The organism is Puia sp., assembly GCF_035546395.1.
GTDB lineage: Bacteria > Bacteroidota > Bacteroidia > Chitinophagales > Chitinophagaceae > Puia.
Genome location: NZ_DASZXR010000006.1, coordinates 226,813 through 253,128, shown reverse-complemented (window position 1 = coordinate 253,128; position 26,316 = coordinate 226,813). Strand labels below are relative to the sequence as shown.

Below are 26,316 nucleotides of genomic sequence, written 5' to 3'. Positions count from 1 at the left end.
GATCGCTATGGCAACAATAAAAGAAAGGTTCAAGGCGAAGGCCGATGGGCTGTCGGCCGAGATAAAGGATATCATCAAGGAGCATGGGAATAAGAAGATCGGAGAGGTGACTTTGGCGCAGATATACCAGGGGATGCGGGGAATTACGGGGCTTGTGACCGAGACGTCTTTGCTGGATGCGCAGGAAGGCATCCGTTTCAGGGGATATTCGATACCGGAGTTGCAGCAGCGGCTGCCGAAGGCGGCCGGTGGGACCGAGCCGCTGCCGGAGGGTCTTTTTCATTTGATGCTGCTGGGGGAATTGCCGGCCGAGAGCGATGTGCACGATATTACGGCCAACTGGCAACGGCGAAGTCATGTGCCGAACCATGTTTTTGCGGCGATCGAAGCTTTGCCGAAGGATTCGCACCCGATGACGCAATTCACGGTTGCTATTATGGCGTTGCAAACGGAGAGTAAGTTTGCCGAGCGATATGCAAAGGGGATGGCGAAGAAAGATTATTGGGAGGCTGTTTTTGACGATTCGATGGACCTGATCGCGCGCCTGCCCCGGGTTGCCGCGTATATTTACCGGAGAAAATATAAGAACGAAGATCATATACATCCTGACGGACTACTGGACTGGGCGGGAAATTTTGCGCATATGCTGGGTTATGAGGATGAGACGTTCCGCGAGCTGATGCGTCTTTATATGACGATCCATGCCGATCATGAGGGTGGTAACGTAAGCGCGCATACGACGCACCTGGTCGGTTCGGCGTTGAGCGATCCTTACCTGAGCCTGGCGGCGGGGATGAATGGGTTGGCGGGTCCCTTGCATGGGCTGGCGAACCAGGAGGTGATCAAATGGATCCTCGAGATGCGGGAGGAGCTGGGGGTGGAGCGGCCTTCGCCGGACCAGATCGCCGAGTATGTACAGAAGACGTTGAGTGAGGGGAAGGTGGTGCCGGGATATGGGCATGCGGTGCTGCGGAAGACCGATCCGCGGTTTTCGGCGCAGATGGAATTTGGGAAGAAGCATATCCCCAATGATCCGTTGGTGCAGACCGTGTGGACTATCTATGAAACCGTGCCACCGATATTGCAGTCGCTTGGGAAGATCAAGAATCCCTGGCCGAATGTGGATGCGCACAGCGGGGCGTTGCTGGTGCATTATGGACTGGTCGAATACGAATTTTATACGGTGCTGTTTGGGGTGAGCCGGGCGCTTGGGGTGCTGGCGAGCCTTTGCTGGGACCGGGCGTTGGGATTCCCGCTGGAGCGGCCGAAGTCGGTGACGACGGAGAGTGTAAAGGGTTGGTTGAAGGGGGAGGGGGATATTTGGGGTGAGTAAAAGATAAAATTGAGCCCGGCGCTGCCGGGCTTTTGAATTAGAGAGCCTGGACGACATCCGAAAGGATGTCGTCTTTGTGTTCGAGGCCGACGGAGATGCGGATGAGGCCGGGGGTGATGCCGACGGCGGCGCGCTCTTCATCGGTAAGTTTTGCGTGGGTGGTGCTGGCGGGGTGGGAGGCGATGCTTCGGGTGTCGCCGAGGTTGGCGGTGAGGGAGAGCATCTGCAGGCCGTCGAGGAACTTGCGGCCGGCTTCGAGGCCGCCTTTGAGTTCGAAGCAAAAGATGCCGCCGCCATTCTTCATCTGTTTTTTGGCGATCGTGTGTTGCGGGTGGCTGGGGAGAAAGGGATATTTCAACGAGGCGATGGCGGGGTGGTTCTCGAGGGATTGTGCGAGGTAGAGGGCGTTGGACGAGTGGCGTTCCATCCGGACGTCGAGGGTTTCGAGGCTTCGGCTGAGGACCCAGGCATTGAAGGGGGAAAGCGAGGGGCCGGTGCTGCGGCAGAAGAGGTAGACGTCCTTTATCAGTTCTTTTCTTCCCAGGACGGCGCCGCCGAGGACGCGGCCCTGGCCATCGATCCATTTTGTGGCAGAGTGGACGACGAGATCGGCGCCAAAATCGATGGGCGTCTGACCAATGGGGGTAGCGAAACAGTTGTCGACATTGAACAGCAGGTTGTGCTTCTTTGCGATGGCGCCTGCGGCGGAGAGGTCAACGATGTCGAGACCCGGGTTGGTGGGGGTCTCGAGGAAGATCATTTTGGTATTGGGTTTTATTTGTGCTTCCCATGTCGAGGTATCGGTGTTGACGTAGGTGTACTCGATGCCGTATTTGGGGAGGTACTTGGTGATGACCGTGTGGGTGCTGCCGAAGATGGCGTTGCAGGTGAGCAGGTGGTCGCCTTTTTTGAGGAAGGTGAGGAAGGTGGCGACGATGGAGCTCATGCCGGATGCGGTGGCGAAGCCGGTTTCGGCGCCTTCGAGGGCGGCGAGGCGGTCGGTGAATTCCTGTACCGAGGGGTTGCTGAAGCGGCTGTAGATGTTGCCTTCTTTCTCGTCGGCAAAGACGGCGCGCATCTCTTCGGCGTCCTCATAGCAGAAGCTGCTGGTGAGGAACAGGGGGGTGGAGTGTTCTTTTTCGGGGGTCTGGTCGGCGCGGATGCGGATGGCTTGCGTTATGCGATGGGACATGGGGGGTGTTTTGGGAGATTTTTTTAAAATGATTGATTTGTCCTATTGGCAGCGGTAGACTGACTGGTTGTTGACGACGACCTCCCAGGTGATGAGGCAGCGGGCTTCGCGGAGGGTGGCGGCGACGGAGCAATATTTGTCCATGGACAGCTGGCAGGCTTTTTTTGCCTTGTCGGGGTCGATCTCTCCTTTGAGGTCGAACTGGATATGGACGGTTTCCCAGAGGGTGGGTTCCTTGCCTTTTTCGCGTTCGCCGTCGATGGTCATGTGGAAGCCGGTGACCGTCTGGCGTTGTTTGTTGAGGATGGAGACGATATCGATGCCGCTACAGCCGCCGAGGCCCATGAGCAGCATTTGCATGGGGCGTACCCCGAAGTTGGCCCCACCGGATTCAGGGCTGCTATCGAGGTGTACGGTGTGACCATAAGCGTCTTTTGCTTCGAAACCAAAGTCCCCGTTAACCCTGTCCAACTCGATTCGGATCATAAATGGAAGATTTTTGCAAATTTACGAGGTGTAAGCACTTATTTTGTGTCCAAAATTGGGCGGAGCCCAATTTGTTTCACGAGGCAATGGGCCGAGTGAACAGATATTAGCGGATTTTCGGCAAAAAATTATATTTTTCTCATTTTTTGCCGGCATCATTTTTATCACATTGATGAATTATCTACGACTGGATCAGCCTTTTGTGCTGGAAGCGGGTGGGTCACTGCCCGGGATCACGATCGCCTATCATACGTACGGGAGGCTGAATGCGGACCGGAGCAATGTGGTTTGGGTTTGTCATGCCCTTACTGCGAATTCGGATGTGGCGCGGTGGTGGCCGGGTGTCGTGGGGGAGCATGGGGTTGTGCGGCCGGAGGATTATTTCATTGTTTGTGCCAATATTCTTGGTTCCTGTTATGGGACTACGGGGCCGGTGGGAGCGGGACCAGGGGTTGGGGAGCATGGGGTTGGGGTTGCCGGAGCGGCTGCTGGGGAGCGGATCGGGGGGGATGCGGCGGGCTCTGGCGGAGCGGCTGCTGAGGAGCGGATCGAGGGGGATGCGGCGGGCTCTGGCGGAGCGGCTGTCGACCCGTGTTCTGGGGGCGAGCGGCCGTTGTATGCCGATTTTCCAATGATCACGATCCGGGATATGGTTCGGGCGCATATCTTATTGCGTCAGCATTTGGGGATCGATCGGATCTATCTGCTGATGGGGGGAAGTATGGGTGGTTACCAGGCGTTGGAGTGGGTGGTGATGGAGCCGGAGGTGATCGGGCGGTTATTTCTTATTGCGACGTCGCCGACGGAGAGTGCGTGGGGGATTGCGGTGCATACGGCGCAGCGGCTGGCGATCGAGGCGGATAGCAGCTGGCGGGAGGCCAGGCCGACTGCGGGGCAGAAGGGGTTGAAGGCGGCGCGGGCCATTGGGATCCTGACCTACCGGAATTATGGGATCATGGTGCAGAAGCAGACGGACCCGGATGCGGAGAAGCTGGACGGGTATCGGGCCTCTTCCTATATAGAATACCAGGGGAAGAAGTTGGTGGAGCGGTTTAGCGCCCATTCTTATTGGTTGCTGACGAAGGCGATGGACAGTCACCATATTGCGCGGGGCCGGGGAGTTGGGGCGGGGCGCGTGGGCGGCGAGGGAACTGGTGCGAGCCGGGGGCATTTTGACGACAAGGGGCATGCAGCAAATGCGGCGGCTGTTGGAAGTGAGGGGCGCGTGGATGGCGGGGACCATGCGGCGGTTGGCGGGAATGTGGGCAGCGGTGGACATGCGGCGGTTGGCGGGAATGTGGGCAGCGGGGGACATGTGGCGATTGTTGGAAGTGAGGGGCGCGTGGATGGCGGGGCGCATGTGGTGGTGGCCGGGAGTGTGGGTAGCGGGGGACATGTGGCGGGAGAGGGATCGCGCAGAGGTTGGAACGAGGATGTGGAGGCGGTGTTGCGGGGGATCCGACAGAAGACCTTAGTGATCGGTATTACGAGCGATATCCTTTGTCCCTTCGAGGAGCAGCGGCATCTGGCGGCGCATTTGCCGGATGCGCGGTTGATCGAGATCGATTCGGCCTATGGGCATGACGGGTTTATGGTGGAAGGCGAGAAGATAGCCATTCACTTACGGGAATGGCTATCGGAGTAGTTTATGGGATCGCGAGGCGGCCCTGGTAGTAATCCAGCACTTTTGTACGGAAAATGTAGGCATAGCGCGAGTAGGCGGCGTTGACCGTCGCGGCGTCGCTGCGTGCCTTTGCCTGGATGTAGACGTCGCCTGTTACGACGCCTTCGGTGAACCGGATGTTCGTGATGCGGAAGGATTCGGCGTAGGCAGCGGCCTGATCGTTATAGAATTTGTATGACTTGTAGGCGGCGATCATGTTCTGGAAGGCCAGCTCGACCTGTTGCTGTAGGAAGTAGCGGGCATTATTAGCATTGTTCTTTGCGGCCTGCAGGTTGATTTTCTGGTTGCGGACGTTGTTGCGGACCCTGAATCCATTGAGGATATTCCAGTTGAGACTAAGGCCGATGAATTCGGCGCGGTTGTCTTTGAACTGAGTGCCCCAGGGGATCTTGGCATTGTTGGCGTCTTCAGCGGAGCCATTGTAATAGGAGGTGACGCTGGCGCCGAAACCAATGGATGGCCAATAAGCGCCCCGTGCTGCGGCGACCACTCTCTCGGCGGCGAGCACTTTCAGGCGGGAGGATTCGATGGTGGGGACGACCTGCAGCGCGGTGTTGAACAGGGTATCGGGTGAGACCTGGTAGTCGGCGATATTGGAGGTGTTGACGCTGTTCTCGTATTCCACATCCCGTTTGTAGGGAACGTTCATGAGAGCGAACAGTGCGACCTTATTACTTTCCAAAGCATTAACGGAGCTGGCGATATTGATCTCATCCTGTGCTACCTGGCCCTGGACATCGGTCAGGTTGGAGAGGACGAGTACGGCGCCTTCCTTTGCCTGGGCTTCGAGCCGATGGAGCTGGGCCGTATCCTGGGCTTCCTGCTGACGGACGGCTACCAGCTGGTCGCGGGCGCTGAGGACCTGGAGGTAGGCGAGCAGGACGCTGAGGGTGATATTGTCCTTTTGCCATTTGAGATCGTAGCGGCTGGCCTCGAAATTATACCGGGCCGCTTTTACACCGTTCTGCAGCTGCAGACCCTGGAAGATGGGAATGTTGGAGCTGAGGCTATAGTTGCCACTACCGGTTTGCTGGGTGACGTATTGGTAGGTGGTCGGGTTGAGGCTTCGGCCGAAGTTGATCCCCTGTTGGGCCTGGAGATTGAGCGTCGGCAGCATGTATTGCCAGGACTGGTCGAAGGCGACCTTGTAGGATTGCGACTGCAGGTCCTGGGTGTTTACCACGAGGTTGTTACGGATCGCGATGTCGACGGCCTGGCGAAGCGTAAGGACGGTGCCGATGGAGTCGGCGGCGTTGGATTGCGCCTCGAGCGAACTGCTGCATAGGGCGAGGGACAGAAACAAAAATGAGAAAGATAGAGTGCGCATATTGTTGATATAGTTATGGCTTATGATGGGCTTTCGGCCGGCGAACCTGTGGTTCGCCCTGATGCTCGCGGTTAGTTGAAATTGTCGATGCGACCGTCGAGCAGGTTGATGATCCTTGTGCCGTAAGCTGCGTTCTTTTCCGAGTGGGTTACCTGGATGATGGTGACGCCTTCGTTATTGAGCTGTTTGAACAATTCCATGATCTCTTCGCCCTGGCGGGAGTTGAGGTTGCCGGTGGGTTCGTCGGCGAGCAGGAGCTTGGGTTTGCCAATGAGGGCACGGGCGATGCCGACGAGCTGTTGCTGGCCGCCGGAGAGCTGGGTGGGGAAGAGGTCCTTCTTGCCGACGATCTGGAAACGGTCGAGGATGTCGGCGACCATGGCCTGTCTTTCGGAACCCTTTATATTCTGGTAGATGAGCGGGGTCTCGATGTTCTCATAGACGGTCAACTCGTCGATGAGGTGATAGGCCTGGAAGACAAAACCGATGTATTGTTTGTACAGCTGGGAACGTTGCTTTTCTTTGAGGGAGTGGACGCCCTGGCCGAGGAAGTAATATTCTCCTTCGGAAGAGTCGTCGAGCATGCCGATGATATTGAGTAAGCTCGATTTGCCGGAACCGGAAGGTCCCATGATGGAGACGAATTCCCCTTCTTTTATTTCCAGGTTGATGTCCTTCAAAATAAAATTGGGTTTGCCGCCTACATTCACCCATTTCGAGATACGCTTGAGATCGATCATAATTTGTAATTAGAGATTTATTACTTGGGTTTACTATACTTGCAACCTTGTGCCGGTTTGCAAGACATTGAAAATTAATGTGTTACATTGGTGTTCGGCAGTTTTTAGTCCGATTTTGATACAAGAACTGTCCGGTTTTGATACACTTTATTCGGTGCGTAAGGCTGTTATGGGATTCGCCATGGCGGTGCGAATGGTCCTGATACTCATTGTTAAAAGGGCTATTGCCATCATCCCGATGCCGGCAAGGGGGAATATCCACCAACTGAGCGGCGCCCGGTATGCGTAACTATCGAGCCATTTGTTCATCGCTCCCCAGGCGACCGGGGTAACGATCACAAAAGAAATGATCAGCAATTTTACAAAATCTTTTGACAGCAGGGTGGCGATGGCGGTTACAGAGGCGCCGAGCATTTTTCGGATGCCTATTTCTTTTACCCGGCTGTTGGTCGTGAAGATGACGAGGCCGGCCAGTCCGAGGCAACTGATCAAAATGGTGAGACCGGCGGCCCAGGTCAGGAGATGGGAGATATTCTGTTCGTCCGCATAGAATTTGGCGATGGTCTCGTCGAAGAACTCGTAGGTATAGTCGGTATCGGGATAGAGTTGTTTGAATTCTTTGCCAATGGCGGCGAGGGTTGCGGCCCAGGTGGGGTTGCCCGGGATCTGGGGGCGCAGGCCGATGAGGAAGTCGAACTCAAAAACTTTCGACGACCCGAGTGCGAGGGCATGGATGGCGGTCCGCGTCGAGGCCTGGTGGAAATCCGCCATGACCCCACAGATGGGATAACCGGGGTCATTGCCGAGGACCTTGCCGATGGCTTCGGCCGGGGTCTTGAATCCAAGCAACTTGCGGGTGGTCTCGTTGATGACGAATTCCCGCGCGGTGTCTGCGGGCCTGGGGGCGCGGCCTGCGAGGAGGTGTAAGCGATAGAGCTTTATATAGTCACTGTCGCCATATTTTATCTCGAGGCTGACGGGTATCTCTTTCTTTCCGTCCCGGTAAACAAGGTTCTGGCTCATGCCGCCGTCCCAGGCGGGTGAGAAGCTGCCCGTGCAGGCGAGCTCGATGCCTGGGAGGTGGCGGAGCCTTTCGAGCAGCAGGGGCCGGCGGGTATCCTGTTGGCCGAAGGTCCAGGGCGTATGCACGGTGACGATAGCGTCTTTTTTATAACCCAGGTCGGTGTTGATGGAGTACTGCACCTGGCGGCCGACGATGAGGGTCGCTATGATGAGGAACTGCGCGATGGTGAACTGGAAGACGGTGAGTGTTTTCCGGACCAAGAGGCTGCGGGTGGTGGGGCTATCTGTGAATGCCTGGTTCTTTAGAACGAGGACGGGTTTATAGCGGGAGAGGACGAGGGCCGGGTAGAAGCCGGCCAGTACGGTAACGGCGGCAAGCAGTATCCCGAGAAAGGCAATGATGCCGGGTTGCCTGATGGAATTGAAATGGATGTTCCGGGGGATATACTTGCTGAAGGCTGTGAGGATCCAGGGTGTCAAAGCAAGGGAAAGGGCGAGGCTGAGAAGTGTCAGGAAGAAGGTTTCACCCAGGAACTGGCGGATCAATTGGGGTACGGAACTGCCCAGGGTCTTGCGGATGCCGATCTCCTTTGCCCGATGGGAGGCCTGGGCGGTGGTGAGATTGATAAAGTTGATGCAGCCGAGAAGCAGGAGGAAGGCGGCGATGATCAGGAGGCCGTAGAGGGTGGGTTTGTGTGCCTGCGGCTGGTCGAGTCCGTCGTATCGGTGGTCGAAGTGAATATCGGTGAGGGGCTGGAGGTGATGGGTCGTTTTTGTGAGGCTGGCGGGGTCCGGTTTTGCATATTTCTTTTGAAGTTGGGCCAGTTGGGTTTCGATTGGGGTCTTATTCGTTCCGGGCATCAGTTTGATGAAGCACTGGTCGTTGCCGTTGACGCTGTTCCAGTCACCGGCTCCATCCCTGTTCGGCGTGTCGATAGTGGCCAGCGAGATGAACTCGTGGAAGCCGAGACTGGTGTTTTCTTTTATATCGGCGACGATTCCCGTGACGGTAGCGGTCATCGTGTCGTTGTAGACGATATGGCGGCCGATGATCCTATCGGGGGTAATGCCGGGGAAATAGAGGGCTGCGCGGCTTTGCGTGAGAACGGTGGAGCGGGGATTGACGAGGGCTGTTTTTGGCGAGCCGGCGAGCCAGTGGTAGTTATTGAAGAGGGCGAAATAATTACCGTCGGCGAAGATGGTGCTTTGCTGGCCCCTGAAACTAAGGTTTTTGGAGATGGTGACGTTTGGATAGGTGGTGGTGAAGGCCGCGCATTGGCGGATGCCGGTAACCTCGCGGCGGATGGCGCCGGGTACGGGCAGGGGGACGCCGGCGTTATTGATCTCGCTGTTGACAGTCCTGATATCGGAGACGACCCGGTAGATGTCGTGTTTGTCCGGCTGGAATTGGTCGAAGCTGAACTCGTAGTGAACGATGAGATAGATGACGAGGGCGGCGCTGATGCCGATGGAGAGTCCGAGGACGTTGATGAGCGAAAAGACGCTATTGCGCCGTAGATCGCGGAGGGCGGTGCGAAAATACAATTTGAGCATGGTCAGGGATTTAGGTTCATTCCGTGCGAAGATTGGTGACGGGTGAGGCGCTTAAAGCACGGAGTGTGAGTCCGCCGATGACGAGAAAGGCGATAGAAAGGATGAGGACTTCGGTCAGGACAAAGAGGCCTGTGCTGACGGTGACGCGATAGGCGAAGTTGTCGAGCCAGCGATGGATGAGCCACCAGCTCAGCGGGAGTGCGATGACGGAGGCGATCAGCGCGAGCCTGATGAACTGCCCGGATACGAGATGGAGGATATGTAATTTTCCGGCGCCGAGGACTTTGCGGATGCCGATCTCTTTTGTGCGACGTTCGATGGTAAAGAGGGTGAGCCCGATGAGTCCCAGGGTGGCCAGGAGGATGGCGAGGATGGTGAAGAAGGTGATGGCCTGGCCGAGGAGCTTTTCCTTTGCGGCGAGGCGGCCGAAGTTATCGTCCATAAAGTTGATGGTCAACTGTTGATCGGGGATGATGGTTTCACTTTGTTGTTTTAGCCAGTCGAGGAAGGCTGCGGGGTGTGCGGTGGAGACGTGGATCGCGAGGGTGCTGCCGCCATTAGGGCTGAAGCGGATGACGGCGGGGGCTATCTTTTCGTGGAGGGAGGCGTAATTGAAATCTTTTACGACGCCGATGACTTTTTCGCTGCCGTTGAGCAGGGTGCCGACGGGGTGGAACAGTCCCATGGCGGCGACGGCCGATTCGTTGAGGATAAGGGAATTGGTATCGCTGAGCAGGCCCTTTGTGAAGTTGCGGCCATCGGTGAGATGGAGGCCCAGCGTTGCCATGTATTTTTCATCTGCCTGGAAGGTTTGCAGCAGCACTTCTTTTTTTGTCGCGGGGCTGAGATAGCTACCCATGCTCATGGAGTGGCCGGCCGGAGCGCTGTGGCAGAAGCTGGAGCTGGTGACCTGGGTTTGCTGGTCGATGGTCGTTTTGAGGGTTTGAAATTTCCGCATGGCTACCGGGTCGTTATTGATGCCGAAATCTTCTACGAGGACGACGCCGTCGGTACGGAAGCCTTTATCCTTATTCTTCATGTATCGTAACTGGCTGTATACGACGAGCGAGACGAACAGCAGACCGATGGCGATGATGAATTGGAGGGTAACGAGGCTATTGCGAAGCAGGGGAAGGTTCTTACCGGCGCCGGCTGTGGAGCGGACTGTGAGGCCCGGACGAATACCGGTGAGATATACGGCGGGATAGATGCCCGCGACGAGGCCGACGCCGATAGAGAAAGCGATCAGCCAGAGATAGTTTGCGGACAGGAAGGGGATGGGTCCTGTGAGGGTTGCACCGGTCGAATATTGATAAAGAAAAAGGATGACCTGGATGAGACCGCAGGCGATGAGCATGGCGAGACCGCTGAAGAGCAGGGATTCTTTTAGCAGCTGGGCGATGAGGTCCCAGCGGGGGGCGCCGAATGTCTTTTTGAGGCCGATCTCTTTCATGCGGATGGAGGACCGGGCGGTGACGAGGTTGACGTAGTTGATGACGGCGAGCAGGATGAGGAGGATGCTGATGGCGCTCAGGAGCTGGACCTGGGTGAGGCTGCCGCCTTCGAAGTCGTCGAACTTGCAATCCGAATGGAAGTAAATGTCTGTAAGGTGTTTTGTATAAAAGCGTACGGAGGTACCTTTTGATTTCCAGACTTTGTAGGAGTCGGTCGAGCCGCTGGCGGGGTAGACGACCTTTTCCCGGAGGCGTTCGAGCCAGGCGTCGAGGCCGGCGAGGGTGCCCTGGGGTTTTAGCTTGACGTAGTTATAGATCTTGACGGACATCCAGTTGGCCGATGCTGCGGCTGTGGATGGGGGTATGGGGAGGAGGATCTGGGGATCGACAGTGGATTTGGCGAAAGATTCCTTGAGGACGGCGATGATCGTGTAGGGGGTGAGTTCTTTGCCGACGAAGATGGTTTGACCGACGGCTTGTTTGTTACCAAAGAATTTTTTTGCCTGGGTTGCCGAGAGGATGGCCTGGTTGGGGGCGAGCCCTTTTTGAGGGATGGCGCCTGCGGCGGACTCGAAGGAGAAGACGTGGAAGAAGGAGGAGTCGATGAGATAGCTTTGGATGCCGGTGAAGGCGCGGTCATCGCGGCTGGTGCGGATGGGATCCTGGTTGATGTCGAAGCCGGTGGCGTCCTCGACGTCCTTGCAGGAGGCGATGGCCAGGTCGCGGAGCATGGGTTGGCTGAAGGCGAAGGGGCCGAGCTGGAAGAAGTCGGTGCTGATGCGGGCGATGCGGTCTGCGTCGCGGAAGTGGCGGTCGGTGCTGAGTTCGCGCTGGGTGTAGACGAGGAGGATAAAGGATGCGGCGATGCCGATGGCCAGGCCGCCCATATTGATGAGGGAGAATACGGGGTATTTCCGGAGTTGGCGGAGGGCTGGTTTGAGGATGGTTATCATTGTTTAAAGCTAAGGTTTTTTAGTCTGTTCTCAGCGACTTTGCCGGGTTGGCTGTGGCGGCTTTTAGCGATTGGCTGCTGACGGTAAGAATGGCGATGAGGAGGGCCAGGGCGCCGGCGGTGAGGAAGAATCCTGCGCTCAGGGGGATATGATAGGCGAAGTCCTCCAACCATTTGTGCATGGCATAGGCGGCGATGGGGGTGGCGATGAGAATCGAGAGGAGAACGAGGCGGACGAAGTCGCGGGAGAGGAGGGCGATGATATTGGGGACGGTGGCGCCCAGTACTTTCCGGATACCGATCTCTTTTATGCGTTGTTGTGCGGTGAAGGCGGCGAGGGCGAAGAGGCCGAGGCAGGAGATGAGGATCGCGATGGCCGAGAAGAGAAGGATCAGGGTGGAGATCTTTTTGTCGGCTTTATAGAGGTTATCGAACTGTTCGTCGAGGAAGTAGTAATTGAAGGGTTTTGTGGGAGCGTAGCGGGAAGCGAGGGTCCGGGCGGCGGCCAGGGCCTGGGGCGTCCGGCCCGGCAGGGTGCGGACAAAATAGAGGGTGCGTCCGTAGTCGCGGTTGCGGATGATCAACGGTTGGATCTTTTCGTGGAGGCTGGCAAAATGAAAATCCTTTACCACGCCGATGATGGTCCCCGTATCCTGCTGGAAGCGCATTTGCTGGCCGAGCACGGGTTTGCGGAGATTGAAGAGAGCGACGGCCGTCTCGTTGAGAACGAAATTATGGGTATCCTGCGGAGTTCCGGCGTCGAACCACCGGCCCTGGGCCATTTGGAGCTGCATGACCTTTTTATAATCGGGGTCGGCGGAGAGCATGTAGACGTTGGGGCGGAAGGAAGTATCATGACCCTCCCAGTCGGCAGAGCCGGTGTTGAAATTGGTGATGTTGACGATCGAGTTATTGGCGACGGTGACTCCTGCCACGCTGGTCTGTTCGAGCAGTTGTTGTTTGATGGCGCCGACGGCGGTATCGGGGATGCTGACGGCGAAGATCTGGCTGCGATCGTAGCCCGGGTCGGCGTGCTGGATATAGCCCAGCTGCCGTTGGATAACGATGGTCCCGATGATGAGGATGATCGAGAAGGTGAATTGTACGACGACGAGTCCTTTGCGGAGGAAGACGTCCTTGAATTTCAGAATGGCGACGCCTCTTAGAACGTTCAGGGGTTTGAATCCGGAAAGGAGCAGGGCGGGGTAGATGCCGTTCAGGGCAGTCGATGCCAACAGGGTGATGCCGATGATCTGCCAGGTCAGCGGGAGGGTAAAGGGGGCGGAAAAGGATTTATCGGTAAGGTTGCGAAAGGCAGGAAGGGAGAGGCTGACGAGGGCGATGGTGATCCCCAGGGCGAGGATGCTGACAACGAAGGATTCGGTGAGGAATTGGAGGAAGAGGCTTTGTTTGCCGGCGCCGACGATCTTGCGGATGCCGACCTCTTTGGCGCGCAGACTGGCGCGGGCTGTGGTGAGATTGACGTAGTTGATGCAGGCGATGACCAGCAGGAAGATGCCGAGGATGCTGAAGATGTCGACCGTGCTGCGTTTGGCGTGGATGATCACGCTGCTCGAGCTGGAAAGGCCGGTCTCGAAGTGAATGTCTTTCAGGCCGATCAGCGAATACTGTGCGCCATATTTATTGTCGGTGTTACGGCTTTGTATCGCGGTAATAGCCGCGGCGGTGTTGTCGAGCCGGGCATCGGGGCGAAGCTTCAGGTAGATCTGACAGTTGTAGTTCCAGGAGAGTTCGTACTGGCGGCGCGCCGGATCGGAGAGCAGGGCATCGAGCGGGATGAGAACATCGAACTGAAAGCTGCTGTTGGCGGGATTCTCCTTTATGACGCCGGCCACCCTGTAGTCGAACGTGTCGATGCGGAGGGTTTGGCCGATGGGGTCTTTGTCGCCGAAATATTTTTTTGCCGTTCCGGTGGTCAGGATCAGGCTATGGGGAGTGTTGAAGAAGTTGCGGGGGTTGCCTTTTATGAAATCGTAGTGGAAGACGGTGAACCAGGCGCTATCCACATAGGCGGACTTTTTTTCGATGAAGAACTCGCCGGCCAGTTGGAAGGTGGGGCTGGCGGGTTTGAGGCAGGTGACGGATTCGACGGCGGGAAGGGTGCTGCGGATGGCGCCGAGGAGCGGCAGGGGGGCGGATTCCAGGGTCCATCTGAGCTTTGGGACATTTGTCGTGGTGCGATAGATGCGGTCTGCGCCGGGGTGGTAATTATCGTAAGTGAGTTCGTTGCCGACCCAGAGGAAGATGAGGATGGCGGCGGTCATCCCGGCGGCGAGGCCAGTGATATTGATGGCATTTGTGGAACGTTGCTTCCAAACGTTGCGGAGGGCGGTGTGAAGGTGGCGGAGCATGACGGGTTGGTTTTTTGTGCTTATTCCGTTCGGAGGGATTTTACGGGGTTGGCGTTGGCGGCCTTAAGGGTTTGGGTGGTGATCGTCAGCAGGGCGACGAGCAGGATGAGGATGGCGGGGCCGATGAAGAGGCCGGCTGTGAGGGAGATGCGGAAGGCGTAGTTCTCCAGCCATTTTTCCAGCGCGAGCCAGGTGAGTGGTGTGGCGATGAGGAAGCTGATGAGGATGGGGCGCATAAAATCCTTTGTGAGGAGGGTGAGTATGTTGCCGACGCCGGCGCCGGAAATCTTTCGGATGCCGATCTCTTTGGTACGCTGAGTCGTCACGAAGGAGGCGAGGCCCAGGAGGCCGAGGCAGGAGACGAAGATAGCGAGGCCTGCGAAAAGGCTGAATGTCTGGCCGAACTGCTGATCGGACTTGTATTGTGCGGCGTAGTGGTCTTCGAGATAGAAGTATTCGAAGGGGTTGCCGGGGAAGAAGCTTTTGAAGCGGGTTTTGACGCCTTCGATGATCGCTGCGTTGTTGGCCTGGTCGCCGGTGAGCTTTAAGGAGTAGTAAGTGTTGGCGTCGGGGATGAGGCGGAAGATATGGGCGTCATAGGCTTCGCGGAGGGATTCCTGGTGATGGTTGGAGACGATGCCGACGATGGTGTATTGTTTTCCCCAGAAGTCGATGCGTTTGTTCAGGACTTCCTGTGGCGTGCGGAAGCCCATGTTCTTTATTGCGGCTTCGTTGAAGATGACGGCGCCGGTGTCGGAGCGGAAGTCGCGGGAGAAGTTGCGGCCGGCGAGTATTTTCATGCCGAAGGCTGGGACGAAGTCGTAGTCGATGCCGATGACGCGGTATTGGCGCTGCTTTGTCGCGTCGGCGCCGACCTCTTTGATCCCGCCGGCATTCCAATCCACTTTACGGCCGGGGACCTCGGTGGATGAGGTGATATAGTGGACGCCGGGGATGCGGAGCACCTCATCGCGGAAGCCGGTGAGCTTGTTGTCATAGGTGGAATCAAGGACGCGGGGTCCTTTGAGTACGAGGGTGCGATCGATGTTCATGCCAAGGTTTTGTTTCTGCATGAAATTCAGCTGGCGATAGACTGTGAAGGTGCCGACCATGAGCAGGACGGAGGCGGCGAACTGGCCGACGACCAGGGCCTGGCGGAGGAAGGAGCCGTGGCTGGTGGCAGTGAGTTTCCCTTTTAATACGGTGATAGGTTTGAAGGAGGAGAGGACGAAGGCGGGATAGAGGCCCGCGAGGAGGGTCCCGCTGACGAAGATGATGGCCAGGGTAGACCAGAAGCTGCTGGTAGCGAGCAGGGAATAGTTTAGGCTTTTGCCGGCGACGGCATTAAAAACGGGCAGGCCGGCGGCGATGAGGCCGATGGCAAGTATTGCAGCGATGGTATTGATGAGGAAGGATTCGAAGAGGAACTGGCCGATGAGCTGTCGGCGGAGGGAGCCGAGGGTTTTGCGGATACCGACCTCTTTTGCCCGTTGGATGGAACGGGCGGTCGCGAGATTGACGTAGTTGATCCACGCTATGACGACGATGAATAGGGCGATGATGAGCAGGAAGCGAACGGCGGTCCCATCGCCGTTGACCTCGGCGTCCATCATGTAGTTGGGAGAGAGGTGGATGGAGGCGAGGGGTTGAAGGTGGAAGACCATGTCCTGTTTGTTCTCTTTCATCTCCTTACCCCAGCGGCTTTCGCTGAGGGCGTTGATCTTTTTTTCGAGGGCGATGGGATTGGTACCCGGACGAACCTGGATATAGGCGAACCAGCCGTCCCAGCCCCATTGCGTCGTGGCGGGGTCGTTTATGAATTTCTGCCAGGTGGAGAAGGAAAGGAGCATGCTGAACTTCAGGTGGGTATTGGCCGGCGGATCGGGGATGACGGCGGTGACTTTGAAGGGTTCCTTCTTGTTCATCAAAATGGTCTTCCCGATGGGCTCATCGTTGCCGAAATATTTGCGGGCGGAGGATGCGGTGAGGACGACCTGATCGACATCTTTGAGGGCGTCTTTTGCGGAGCCTTTCAGGATGGGGTAACCGAACATGGGGAGGAAGCCCTCATTGGCCCAGAACATTTTCTCTTCCCGGAATTCCTTGTCCTGGTAGGACATAATGGCTTGCCAGGCGTGAAGGCGGGTAAGGTTGGTGACTTCGGGGAGGCCGTCCTTTACGACGGGGCCGATGCCGGCCGTGCCGGCTGCCCATTGGGTGGAGAGTTTTCCATCGTTATAACGGTCGAGCTGGATGCGATAGATGTTGGGGCCGTTGGCTTCGAATTTATCGTAGCTGAGCTCGAAGCGGACGTATTGGAGGATGAGGAGGCCGGCGGCCATTCCGATGGCGAGGCCGATAATGTTGATGAAGGAGAATATCTTGTGTTTGAAGATGTTGCGGAAGGCGACCGTGAAGAAGTTGGTGAGCATTGGCGGAGGATTGTGTGATATAGTCGTTGGCTTCCGGGGTTTTGTTGCATCATTCTGACCTTAATGATCTTACCGGGTTGGCGGTGGCGGCTCTCAATGAGCGGTAACCGACGGCGACGGCGGCGATGAGGATCGTGACAGCCAGGCCAATGAGGAATAGTTGGGGGCCGACGGTGATCTTGTATTTGAAGTCTTTGAGGTAGTTGTGTGCAGCCATCCAGGCGATGGGGGCGGCGATGGCGAAGGCGATAAGAATGAGGCGGAGGAACTCCTGGCCGAAGAGCCAGCCGATCTGGGCGATGCTGGCGCCGAGGACCTTGCGGACGCCGATCTCTTTTGTGCGGCGGACGGCCATGAAGGAGACGAGACCGTAGAGGCCGAGGCAGCTGATGAAGATGGCGATGCCGGAGAAGACTTCGACCAGCTTCAGCAGGATGGTGTCGATGAAGTAGAAGTCGGCGATACGCTCGTCGAGGAAGGTATAGGAATAGAGATAATCGGGGTAGGTGTTGTTCCAGATGGGTTCGATGGATGCCAGGACCTGCGGGAGCTGGCGGGGGTTGATCTTCAGGCTGCAGCCCTGATAATTGGCCGAGGCGGAGGTGATGGCAACGGGGGCGATGTCGTTCTTCAGTGAATAGGCGTGGAAATCCTTTATGACTCCGACGATGGGCGCTTTGTTGTCATTGATGTTGATCATTTTTCCGAGGGCCTCGAGGGGGGAATTCAGGCCGAGCTTCCATACGGTAGTTTCGTTTACCAGGTATTCGCGGACCGTATCGGAGGGAAAGAGGTTACGGCCGGCTACGAGTTGCAGGCCGAAGGTGGGAACGTATTGGTCATCGGCGGGCTTTATGTTGATGTCCCACCGTTCGGTCTTTGGACGGTTGTCGAACTGGATATCGGTATTTTGGTTGCGGCGGGAGGCGGGGGGTTGCATACAGAAGGAAAGACTTTCCACTCCGGGGATGAGGGCCAGGCGGGTGCGCAGCGTATGCATTTTGATGTTGTCGCGGGTGGGGATCGGGATGGTCACGATGGCGTCCTTGTTGAAGCCCATATCGAGGTTCATGGAATAATGCATTTGCCAGGCGATGATGATCATGGTGATGATGAGCATCTGGGAGATGCTGAACTGGACGACGACCAGGAGACGACGGAGGGACAGACCGCCGATGTGCGCCTGGGAGAGCTTGCTCTTAAGGGCGAGGACCGGCTCGAACCGGGCGAGGACGAGACCGGGGTAGGAGCCTGCGGCAAAGACCAGGAGGATGATGATCCCGAAAAAGAAGGCCATCATGCGCCAGGTAGAGAAGAGTTGGAGGCTCATTTTTGAGAAGGTAAGCTGGTTGAGGGAGGGTAGAGCGAGGATGGCAACGCCCCAGGCGAGGATGCCGGCGGCGAGGGTGATGAGGGCCGTCTCGGCGATGAATTGCCAGAAGAGCTGGTTGCGGAGGCTGCCCATCACTTTGCGGATGCCCACTTCCTTGCCCCGGTTGAGCGCCTGGGCGGTGGCCATATTGATAAAGTTCATGCAGGCGGTGGCCAGGAGGAATGTGGCGATGATCAGGAGGGTCCAGCTGTATTTTTTATCGAAGGTCCCGTCGATTTTGGTGTTTGTGTGGATGTCCTGCAGGGGTTGGAGGTGGTAGCTGGTGGCGGCGGCGCCTTCGGCGTCGAGATATTTTTTTGCCATGCCGACGAGGGCTTTATCGACGGTGGCGGGATTGACGCCGGGGCGGAGCAGGACGAAGCAGTTGCTGCCGGAGTAGAGTGCTCCCCAGCTGCTATCGCTGGCATAGGAGCGGTTCCAGTCCTTGAGGTTGTCATAGGACAGGTAGATCTCCTGTTTGCGGTCGGTGTTGGGGGGCAGGGGTTGCAGGATGCCGGTGATTGTAAAGTCGATATCGTTATTGACGCGAATCGTTTTGCCGATGGCGTTGGGGGCGTCGCTGCCGAAATATTTCTTTGCGATGGATGTTGTGATGAGGGCGGAGTGGGGGTTTTGGAGGGCCGTTTTCCGATCGCCCTGGGCGAGGGGGAAGTTGAAGATGTCGAAAAAAGCCGGTTCGGTGAAGGCGACTCCTTCGTCCTCTTCGAACTTCTTTATTTCTTTTTCGTTGGGCAGGGAGACGAGGGTGTTGCGGTAATATACGATCCGGGCTGTTTTCTCTGCGTAGTTGTAATCGTTGCGGAAGGCTTTGCCGAGGGGTTGCGGTGCACAGGCGAGATGGGCGAGTGTTTCGCTGTTGAGATCGGTGCCGATGCGGTAGATGCGTTGTCTGCCGGGATGGAAATCGTCGAAGCTCAGCTGGTAGGAGACGAGGGTGAAGATGAGGAGGGCGGCGGAGATGCCGAGGGTGAGGCCGATGATGTTGATCGCGGTGTAGGTTTTTTGGCGGAGGAGGGTGCGCCAGGCTATTTTGAGATAGTTCTTGATCATATTATTCTGTTCTGAGGCTTTTTATGGGGTTTGCGATAGCGGCTCGGAAGGCCTGGAAGCCGACGGTGAGCAGGGCGATGGCCAGGGCGAGGATGCCGCCGAGGGCGAAGACCCACCATTGGATCGAGATGCGATAGGCATAGTCCTGCAGCCAGCTGTGCATTGCATACCAGCTAAGGGGGATGGCGATGGTGAGCGAGATGAGGACGAGCCAGAGGAATTCCTTCGAGAGGAGGACGACGAGGCTTTGTTCGGTGGCGCCGAGGACCTTGCGGATGCCGATCTCGCGGGTGCGTTGCAGGACGTTATAGGCGGAGAGGCCGAGGAGTCCGAAGCAGGCGATGATGATGGCGAGGGTGGCAAAGAGGCCGAAGGTGGCGCCGAAGCGGGTGTCGGCTTTGTATTGCTGGTCGAAGGATTCGTCGAGGAAGTAATAGTTGAAGGGGTCGCGGGGGAAGTAGCGGTCCCAGGTCTTTTTTATTCCGGCGAGCGTCTCGTGGGGCGTGCTGCTGGTGAATTTTATCGAATAGTAGTTGCGGTTCTCGGGTTGGCGGAAGACACAGGTCGGTTGGATCGCATTTCTGAGTCCCTGTTGGTGGAAGTCTGTGAGGACTCCGACGATGTGAAAGGTGTCGCCGATGTTCAGTTTTGCCTGCAGGGCTTGTGCCGGGTTTGAAAATCCGAGGAGCTTGCAGGCTGTCTCGTTGATGAGGACGGCATGATCGTCGGTGGAGTATTGACTCGAGAAGTTACGGCCGGTGGTGAGCTTAAGCTGATAGGAGGGCAGGAAGTCGTAGTCGACGGCGAGGAAGTAGAGTGTTACGGCGGCTTTTTTGCTGGCGCCTACGAGGCTGACCCCACTGGTCCAATAGATCTCCTGACCCATGACGTTGGAGGAGGCGGTGACGCTTTGGATGCCGCTTTGCTGGAGCAGGGTGGTTTTGAAGGGCTGGAAGACCGTTTTATAGACGGAGTCCTGAGAGAAGGAACCGGGTCCCTCGACTACGACGGTTTGGTTGATGTTGGCGCCGAGCTGTTGGCGGCGCATATATTGGACCTGTTGGTAGACGAGGATGGTGCCGGTGATGAGAATGACCGAAACGGCGAACTGGCCGATGATGAGTCCTTTTCGCAGGGCCTGTCCGCGGGTGGAATTCTTGAAAAGGCCTTTCAGTACGGTGATGGGATGGTAGCCGGAGAGGATGAAGGCGGGGTAGAGGCCGGAGAGGAAGGAACCGAAGAAGAAGAGGGTGACGAAGAGGAGGATGAATTTAGCGGGCAGATGGAAGGCGCCGGCGTCGGTGCCGACGAGGTTGTCGAAGGATGGGGCCAGGAGCCAGGCGGCAAGGATGGCGAGTCCGAGGGCCAGGGTGTTCAGCAGGAAGCTTTCCGCGAGAAATTGGACGATGAGGTCGAGGCGGACGGCGCCGAGGACCTTTCTCAGCCCGACTTCTTTTGCGCGTTCGAGGGAGCGGGCGGTAGCCAGGTTGGTATAATTGATCCAGGCGATGGCGATGATGAGGAAGGCGATGAGGAAGAGGAAGCCTACGGCTTTACCGTTCCCGTTGACTTCGGCCTCCTGGTTGGCGTTCGAATAGAGATGGATATCGGAGAACGGAATGAGGTAGAGCTCGCTTACGACGTTGTTCTTCTTTCGCCATTCGTTGTTGTTGATATGGCGGTCGCAGAATGCGGGGAGCTTGGCTTCGAGCGCCTTGTAATCGGCGCCGGGTTTTAGCTGGATGTAGTTGTAAAAGTCGTACCATCCCCAGGCGGTCTCGGTGGCGTTGGAGGAGTCGCCCTGGGCGCGGATCTCTTTGCCCAGGGTGGGATAGGAGACGAGGTGATGGAGGATGAGATGGGAGTTGGTGGGGTATTCTTTGAAGACGCCTGTGACTACGAGGTTTTCGGTATAACCGTTGTTTTGGCCCCGGAGGCGTTTGCCGACGGGGTTTTCGTCACCGAAGTATTTTTTTGCCATCGATTCCGAGAGGAGGATCTTATCGGGGGCGTCGAGGGCGGTGGCGCGATCGCCTTTCAGGAGGTCGACGTCGAGGATATCGAGCATGTTGGCGTCGGCGTAATAGCCTTTGAGTTCGTTGAACTTTACATTCTTTTCCGGGTTGGTGATGAGGAGGTTGGCGTCGATGAGGCGGCCGGCCTTTTCGACTTCCGGAAATTCCTTTTTCATGGCGGGGGCGATGGCGGGGTAGGAGGTGGCGGATTGCCAGGCCAGTTTGCCCTGTTGCCAGGTGTCGAGGCGGACGCGGACGATGTTCTTCGCGTTGGCCTGGAAGGTGTCATAGCTGCGTTCGAAGGCGACGTAGTGGAAGATGAGCAGGCAGCAGGTGATGGCGATGGAGAGGCCGAAGATATTGAGGGCGGAGTAGCCTTTCCTTTTCAGGAGGCCGCGCCAGGCGATGCGGAAGTGGTTGCGGAACATAGATTTTTATGTTTGAAAGCGGCCTGTCGGCCGCTTTTATTCGCTTCTGCGCCGATCATGTAGCGCTCATTCTGAGCGCAAGGCTTTCACGGGGTTGGCGATAGCTGCTTTTATCGCCTGGAAGCCGATGGTGAACAGGGCGACGGCGGCGGCCAGGACGCCGGCGGCGATGAAGACCCACCATTGGATGGAGATGCGGTAAGCGAAGTCTGCCAGCCAGCTGTGCATCGTGTACCAGCCGATGGGAAAGGCGATGACGGCGGCGACGGCGATGAGTTTGAGAAAATCGGTGGACAGCAGGGTAACGATGCTGCCGGTGCTGGCCCCGAGGACCTTGCGGACGCCGATCTCTTTTATGCGTTGGCTGATCGCGAAAGCGCTGAGGCCGAGCAGGCCGAGGCAGGCGATGAAGATGGCGATGCCGGCGAAGGTGGTGAACAGGGAGCCTTGTTGTTGTTCGGATTTATAGAGTTTGTCAAATCTTTCGTCGAGGAAGGTCGATTCGAAGGGTACTTCGGGGAGATATTGTTTCCAGACCTTTTCTACATGCGCCATCGTGGCGCGGATATCGTTACCGGCGAGTTTGATGGAGATACGGCCAAACTGGTCCGAGTTGGCGGGCGGGATAACGAAGATGATGGGCAGGATGGACTGGTGCATATCTTCGAAGTTGAAGTCGCCCATGATACCGACGACCTTGCCTTTTACGCCGCCGTAGGCGAAGTTGCGGCCGACCATTTCCTCCGGGGTTTTCATGCCGAGGACCTTGGTGGCGGCGACGTTGAGGAGGTAGCCGGTGCTGTCGGTGGCATAGTTGCGGGAGAAGTCGCGGCCGGCTTTGATGGGAATGCCGTATGTTTTTACGAAATCATGATCGACGGCTACGTATTTGATATCGGCGTTGACGGGCCGGAGCGAATCGCCGGCTTCGGTTTGGGCGCCTTGTTCGTCCAGGAGGCGGCCGCTGGGGATACGGGAGGAGCGGGTGGCGGCGAGGACATGGGGGTCCTGCCGGAGGGCGTTGCGGAAGGATTCGAATGTTTTGTCGAGGCCGTTATTGTAGGCAAGTGTGACGATATGTTCCTTGTCGAAGCCGAGTTTGGCGTGTTGCATATAATCCAGCTGCTGGAAGACGATCGTCGTGCTGATGAGCAGGACGATGGAAATGGAGAATTGCAGGACGACGAGCACTTTACGGAAGCTAACCGTTTTGCCGCCGGCTTTGAAGAGCCCTTTCAGCACTTTTACGGGTTGGAAGGAGGACATGAAGAGGGCGGGGTAGATGCCCGAGAGAATGCCGACGACGAAGGGGGTGAGGACGATGGGTATGAGGACGGCGGGTTTGAGGAGGAGCTGGGCGGACAGGTGGAGGCCGGTGAGGCCGTTGAGCCAGGGCAGCAGCAGGATGGTGAGGGCGGCGGCCAGGATGATGGCGAACCAGGAGATGAGGACCGATTCGCTGAGGAACTGGGTAATGATCTCGTGGCGTTGGGCGCCGGACACTTTGCGGATGCCGATCTCTTTGGCGCGGAGGGTGGACCTCGCCGTGGAGAGGTTCATATAGTTGATACAAGCGATGAGCAGGATGAAGAGGGCGATGGCGCCGAAGATGGTGACGCGGCTGCTGTCGCCATTGGTCTCGATCTCCTCATCGGTGTGGCCGTGGAGGTGGATATCGGTGAGCTTTTGGACGAAGAGCTTTGTGTATTTGGAGGGTTGGGAGGCCGGGTCTTTTTTGTTGTAGGGCATGTGCCGGTCGATAAAGGCCGGGAAGCGGGCTTCGAGGCTTTTGGCCGGGTAGTTCTCCGGTAGGAGGAGGTAGGTGAAGAAGGCGTTGTTACCCCAGTTGGTGGCGAGGTTCTTTTCGCCATAGATGGCGGAGTCCTTGAGGGTGTTGAAGGAGAGCAGGATCGAGGGGTGGAAATGGGAATTTTCGGGGAGGGGGGCGATGATGCCGGAGACCCTAAGGTTGTAGCGGTTATCCATTCGGACGACCTTGTTGATGGGGTCGGCGTCGCCGAAATATTTGTGGGCGACCTCTTCGGTGATCACGATGGAGAAGGGGTCGGTGAGGGCGTTGGTGCGATCGCCTTTGAGGATGTTGACGTCGAAGACGCTGAACAGATCGTTATCGGCGAAGAAGATGTTGTCTTCGTTGAAGAGTTTGTCTTCGTAGCGGACGGGGGTGACTCCGGTGGGCAGGAGGCGGGTGACCTTCTGGATATCGGGGAAATCGTTTTGCAAGAGGGGGCCGAAGGGGGGAGCCACGGCCCCGAGGTGCAGGGAGACGATGCCGTCTTTGTTATTGAAGCTTCGGGTGACGCGCCAGATACGGGACGCTTTGCTGTTGTACCTGTCATAGCTTTCTTCATGCAGGATATAGGTAAGGATGAGCAGGCAGCAGGAGAGTCCGACGGTGAGGCCGAAGAGATTGATAAAAGAGATGACCTTGTATCGGGCCATGTTGCGGAAAGCGATCTTAAAATAATTTTTGAGCATAACGGTACTGTTTGGCCCTTGCGGGCCATTGCAAAAATTTTCGAAATAGCTTCCGTTGGTTGACGTTAAGAGCTATCCTTAGATCAGGATATTCTCTGTAACGGCCTGGCCGTCCAGCATGCGGATGATGCGATGGCTGTACTTCGAGTCGTGTTCGGAGTGTGTAACCATGATGATCGTGGTACCCTGTTCGTTGAGATCGGTGAGAAGGGTCATTACTTCATTCCCGTTCGAGGAGTCCAGGTTACCGGTCGGTTCATCGGCGAGGATCAGCTTGGGGTTGTTGACGACGGCGCGGGCGACGGCGACACGCTGTTGCTGACCGCCGGAAAGCTGCTGGGGGTAGTGGTTGCGACGGTGCATGATCTGCATTTTGTCGAGGACCACTTCCACGCGTTGTTTTCTTTCCGGGCCTTTTACGCCGAGGTATATAAGGGGGAGTTCCACGTTTTCGAATACGGTGAGCTCATCGATCAGGTTGAAACTTTGGAACACGAAACCGATGTTGCGCTTGCGGAGGTCGGCGCGTTTCCTCTCGTTGAAGTGAGCTACTTCGATGCCGTTGAAGAGGAAGCTGCCGCCATCGGGATCATCGAGCAGGCCGAGGATGTTCAGTAACGTGGACTTACCGCAGCCAGAGGGTCCCATGACGGAAACAAATTCGCCTTCTTTTACTTCGAAGGTGAGCTTGTTCAGGGCGATGGTCTCCACCTCTTCCGTGCGATATGATTTCTGGAGTTCAGTGATCTTGATCATACTATGAGCTGTTTAGAGTGTACTATTTTATGTGGCTTTTTAAATAATAAGCAGTTTGTTGACGAGCAGCGTTGAGTTCTCTACTATCACCGAGGAGGCTGGGGTCGGTTTGACCGCTGTCTTCCGGCAGTAGCGGGAGCACTCGTTGGAGGAGGCGATGGTCGCCATACAAAGCACGAGGCCGAGGGTGAGAAGCAGACGCAGGCGCATATAGTTGGTTTTTTGTAATAGACGCTTGTCAGCGGCGTCATGTTACAGTTTGGACAATATAGTTATTTTTTCAGCACTAATTCTTGCATATTTCCATAGTTCTCATAGCTGCTGGTGACGACTTTGTCGCCGGGTTTGAGGCCGGACAGGACCTCGTAATAATCCGTGTTCTGGCGGCCGAGCTGGATATCGACCCGATAGGCGACCTTGCCATCTTCGCTGAGCTTGAAGATCCAGTTGCCCCCGGTCTGTTGGTAGAATCCGCCTTTGGGTACGAGGACTGCCGTGGTCTCATCACTGAGCGCAAGGGTGATCTGGAGGGTCTGGCCTTTGCGGATGCCTTTGGGGACTCTTCCGACGAAGTTCATATCCACCATGAAGCGGCCGTTTGTGACCTGAGTGTATACCTTTACGATTTTGAGTTTATAGGTGGTATCGTTGCCTTGTCCCAGGGTAAAGGTGCCCGTCTGGCCGGTGAAGACGCGGTTGATATAGTGTTCATCCACGTCGGAGAGCCGAACTTTGAAGCCGTCGAGTACGTCGAGCTGGCCCAGGGGGGCGCCGGGGCTCTTCGACTGACCGATCTCGGCGTCGAGGGAAGTCAGCTGACCGTCGACCGGGGCGCGGATAATAAGGCCTTCAACCTTCTTTTTTACGATTTCGAGTGAGGCGCGGGCCCGTTCGAGATTCTGTTTATTCTGTTCGCTTTGCTGTTGCCGGGAGATCGAGTCCTGCCGGAGAATCTCCTGCTGCAGCCCGAGCTGGTATTTATAACTGTTATAGTTGTTCGTGGCCTGGGCCATTTCCTGGGAGCCGATGGCGTGTTGCGCGAACAGCTTCTTATCCAGGTTGTAGATACGCTCAGCCTCGCTGAACTGGAGCTGCATGGCGGCCAGGGAGTTCTGCTTATTAACCGTATTCTGGGCGGCCTGTACTTCGGCGTACTGCATGGTGGCGAGCATCTGCGAAACCTGGGTGGCCTGACCGGACATGGTGAGTTCAAGGTCGGTGTTGGCCAGTTTCAGGATCGGATCGCCTGCTTTCATGATGGCGCCGTCTTCTACAAATCTCTTTTCGACGCGTCCGCCGTCGGTGGTCACCAGGTAAATGGTGGTCAGGGGGAGCACCGTTCCGTTCTGGGGAATGGATTCCTGGAAGGGCGCCTTTGTTATCTCGGATACCGTAATCCGTTCAAGGTCAACATTTAGCCTGGATTTTCCAGAGGTGAAGTAAAAACTTCCAGCGATCAAGAGTACGAGGGCTAGGATGCCTGCAATGGTCATCAGGCGTTTGGTTGTCCATGTTTTTTTCGGTCTGACTATGTCTACCATAAAGAATTTAAATTTGAAGAGGTTCGTTCGTTTTAAAAAGCCCCCCAGTATAAAGATACCGGGAGGACTACACATGAGAAAATTC

At 56.7% G+C, this 26,316-nt stretch carries 16 protein-coding genes; 2 read left to right on the top strand and 14 right to left on the bottom strand.

Annotated features, from left to right (window positions below; all coding sequences use genetic code 11):
• The first annotated feature begins 7 nt into the window (after positions 1 to 7).
• Complete coding sequence (locus VHE34_RS07390; protein WP_325586247.1) at positions 8 to 1,333, top strand: citrate (Si)-synthase, eukaryotic; 1,326 nt, start codon at positions 8 to 10, stop codon at positions 1,331 to 1,333.
• A 37-nt stretch (positions 1,334 to 1,370) separates the two neighbouring features.
• Here VHE34_RS07390 and VHE34_RS07385 read toward each other — a convergent pair whose 3' ends face one another.
• Both VHE34_RS07385 and VHE34_RS07380 read right to left on the bottom strand, forming a co-directional pair.
• Positions 1,371 to 2,525 carry a trans-sulfuration enzyme family protein gene (locus tag VHE34_RS07385; RefSeq protein ID WP_325586245.1) on the bottom strand — a complete coding sequence of 385 codons (1,155 nt, stop codon included), beginning with the start codon at positions 2,523 to 2,525 and terminating at the stop codon, positions 1,371 to 1,373.
• Positions 2,526 to 2,567: 42 nt separating this feature from the next.
• The gene (locus tag VHE34_RS07380) at positions 2,568 to 3,011 is read right to left on the bottom strand and encodes an OsmC family protein (RefSeq protein WP_325586243.1); all 444 of its coding nucleotides are present in this window, start codon (positions 3,009 to 3,011) and stop codon (positions 2,568 to 2,570) included.
• Between the two features lie 172 nt (positions 3,012 to 3,183).
• Between VHE34_RS07380 and VHE34_RS07375 the strand changes: the two genes are divergently transcribed.
• Positions 3,184 to 4,656, top strand: a complete 1,473-nt coding sequence (locus VHE34_RS07375) for a homoserine O-acetyltransferase family protein (RefSeq protein ID WP_325586241.1) — start codon at positions 3,184 to 3,186, stop codon at positions 4,654 to 4,656.
• A 1-nt stretch (position 4,657) separates the two neighbouring features.
• Here the strand turns inward: VHE34_RS07375 and VHE34_RS07370 are convergent, their stop codons facing one another.
• The 12 genes from VHE34_RS07370 to VHE34_RS07315 all read right to left on the bottom strand — a co-directional run bounded on the left by VHE34_RS07370 (position 4,658) and on the right by VHE34_RS07315 (position 26,231).
• Complete coding sequence (locus VHE34_RS07370) at positions 4,658 to 6,022, bottom strand: TolC family protein (protein ID WP_325586239.1); 1,365 nt, start codon at positions 6,020 to 6,022, stop codon at positions 4,658 to 4,660.
• A gap of 71 nt (positions 6,023 to 6,093) precedes the next feature.
• Positions 6,094 to 6,762, bottom strand: a complete 669-nt coding sequence (locus VHE34_RS07365; RefSeq protein WP_325586237.1) for an ABC transporter ATP-binding protein — start codon at positions 6,760 to 6,762, stop codon at positions 6,094 to 6,096.
• A gap of 147 nt (positions 6,763 to 6,909) precedes the next feature.
• Positions 6,910 to 9,339 carry an ABC transporter permease gene (locus VHE34_RS07360; protein ID WP_325586235.1) on the bottom strand — a complete coding sequence of 810 codons (2,430 nt, stop codon included), beginning with the start codon at positions 9,337 to 9,339 and terminating at the stop codon, positions 6,910 to 6,912.
• A gap of 16 nt (positions 9,340 to 9,355) precedes the next feature.
• Positions 9,356 to 11,746, bottom strand: a complete 2,391-nt coding sequence (locus VHE34_RS07355) for an FtsX-like permease family protein (protein WP_325586233.1) — start codon at positions 11,744 to 11,746, stop codon at positions 9,356 to 9,358.
• A 19-nt stretch (positions 11,747 to 11,765) separates the two neighbouring features.
• Positions 11,766 to 14,117, bottom strand: coding sequence for an ABC transporter permease (locus tag VHE34_RS07350; protein WP_325586230.1), 2,352 nt, complete (start codon positions 14,115 to 14,117; stop codon positions 11,766 to 11,768).
• A 20-nt stretch (positions 14,118 to 14,137) separates the two neighbouring features.
• On the bottom strand, positions 14,138 to 16,549 hold the full coding sequence (locus VHE34_RS07345; RefSeq protein WP_325586228.1) for an ABC transporter permease: 2,412 nt from the start codon (positions 16,547 to 16,549) through the stop codon (positions 14,138 to 14,140).
• A 49-nt stretch (positions 16,550 to 16,598) separates the two neighbouring features.
• Complete coding sequence (locus VHE34_RS07340) at positions 16,599 to 18,992, bottom strand: ABC transporter permease (protein WP_325586226.1); 2,394 nt, start codon at positions 18,990 to 18,992, stop codon at positions 16,599 to 16,601.
• A 1-nt stretch (position 18,993) separates the two neighbouring features.
• Positions 18,994 to 21,435 carry an ABC transporter permease gene (locus VHE34_RS07335; protein WP_325586224.1) on the bottom strand — a complete coding sequence of 814 codons (2,442 nt, stop codon included), beginning with the start codon at positions 21,433 to 21,435 and terminating at the stop codon, positions 18,994 to 18,996.
• Positions 21,436 to 21,501: 66 nt separating this feature from the next.
• Positions 21,502 to 23,934, bottom strand: a complete 2,433-nt coding sequence (locus VHE34_RS07330; protein WP_325586222.1) for an ABC transporter permease — start codon at positions 23,932 to 23,934, stop codon at positions 21,502 to 21,504.
• A 78-nt stretch (positions 23,935 to 24,012) separates the two neighbouring features.
• The gene (locus VHE34_RS07325) at positions 24,013 to 24,690 is read right to left on the bottom strand and encodes an ABC transporter ATP-binding protein (RefSeq protein ID WP_325586220.1); all 678 of its coding nucleotides are present in this window, start codon (positions 24,688 to 24,690) and stop codon (positions 24,013 to 24,015) included.
• A gap of 39 nt (positions 24,691 to 24,729) precedes the next feature.
• Positions 24,730 to 24,900, bottom strand: coding sequence for a hypothetical protein (locus VHE34_RS07320; protein ID WP_325586218.1), 171 nt, complete (start codon positions 24,898 to 24,900; stop codon positions 24,730 to 24,732).
• 62 nt (positions 24,901 to 24,962) lie between these two features.
• On the bottom strand, positions 24,963 to 26,231 hold the full coding sequence (locus VHE34_RS07315) for an efflux RND transporter periplasmic adaptor subunit (RefSeq protein WP_325586216.1): 1,269 nt from the start codon (positions 26,229 to 26,231) through the stop codon (positions 24,963 to 24,965).
• Positions 26,232 to 26,316 lie beyond the last annotated feature (85 nt).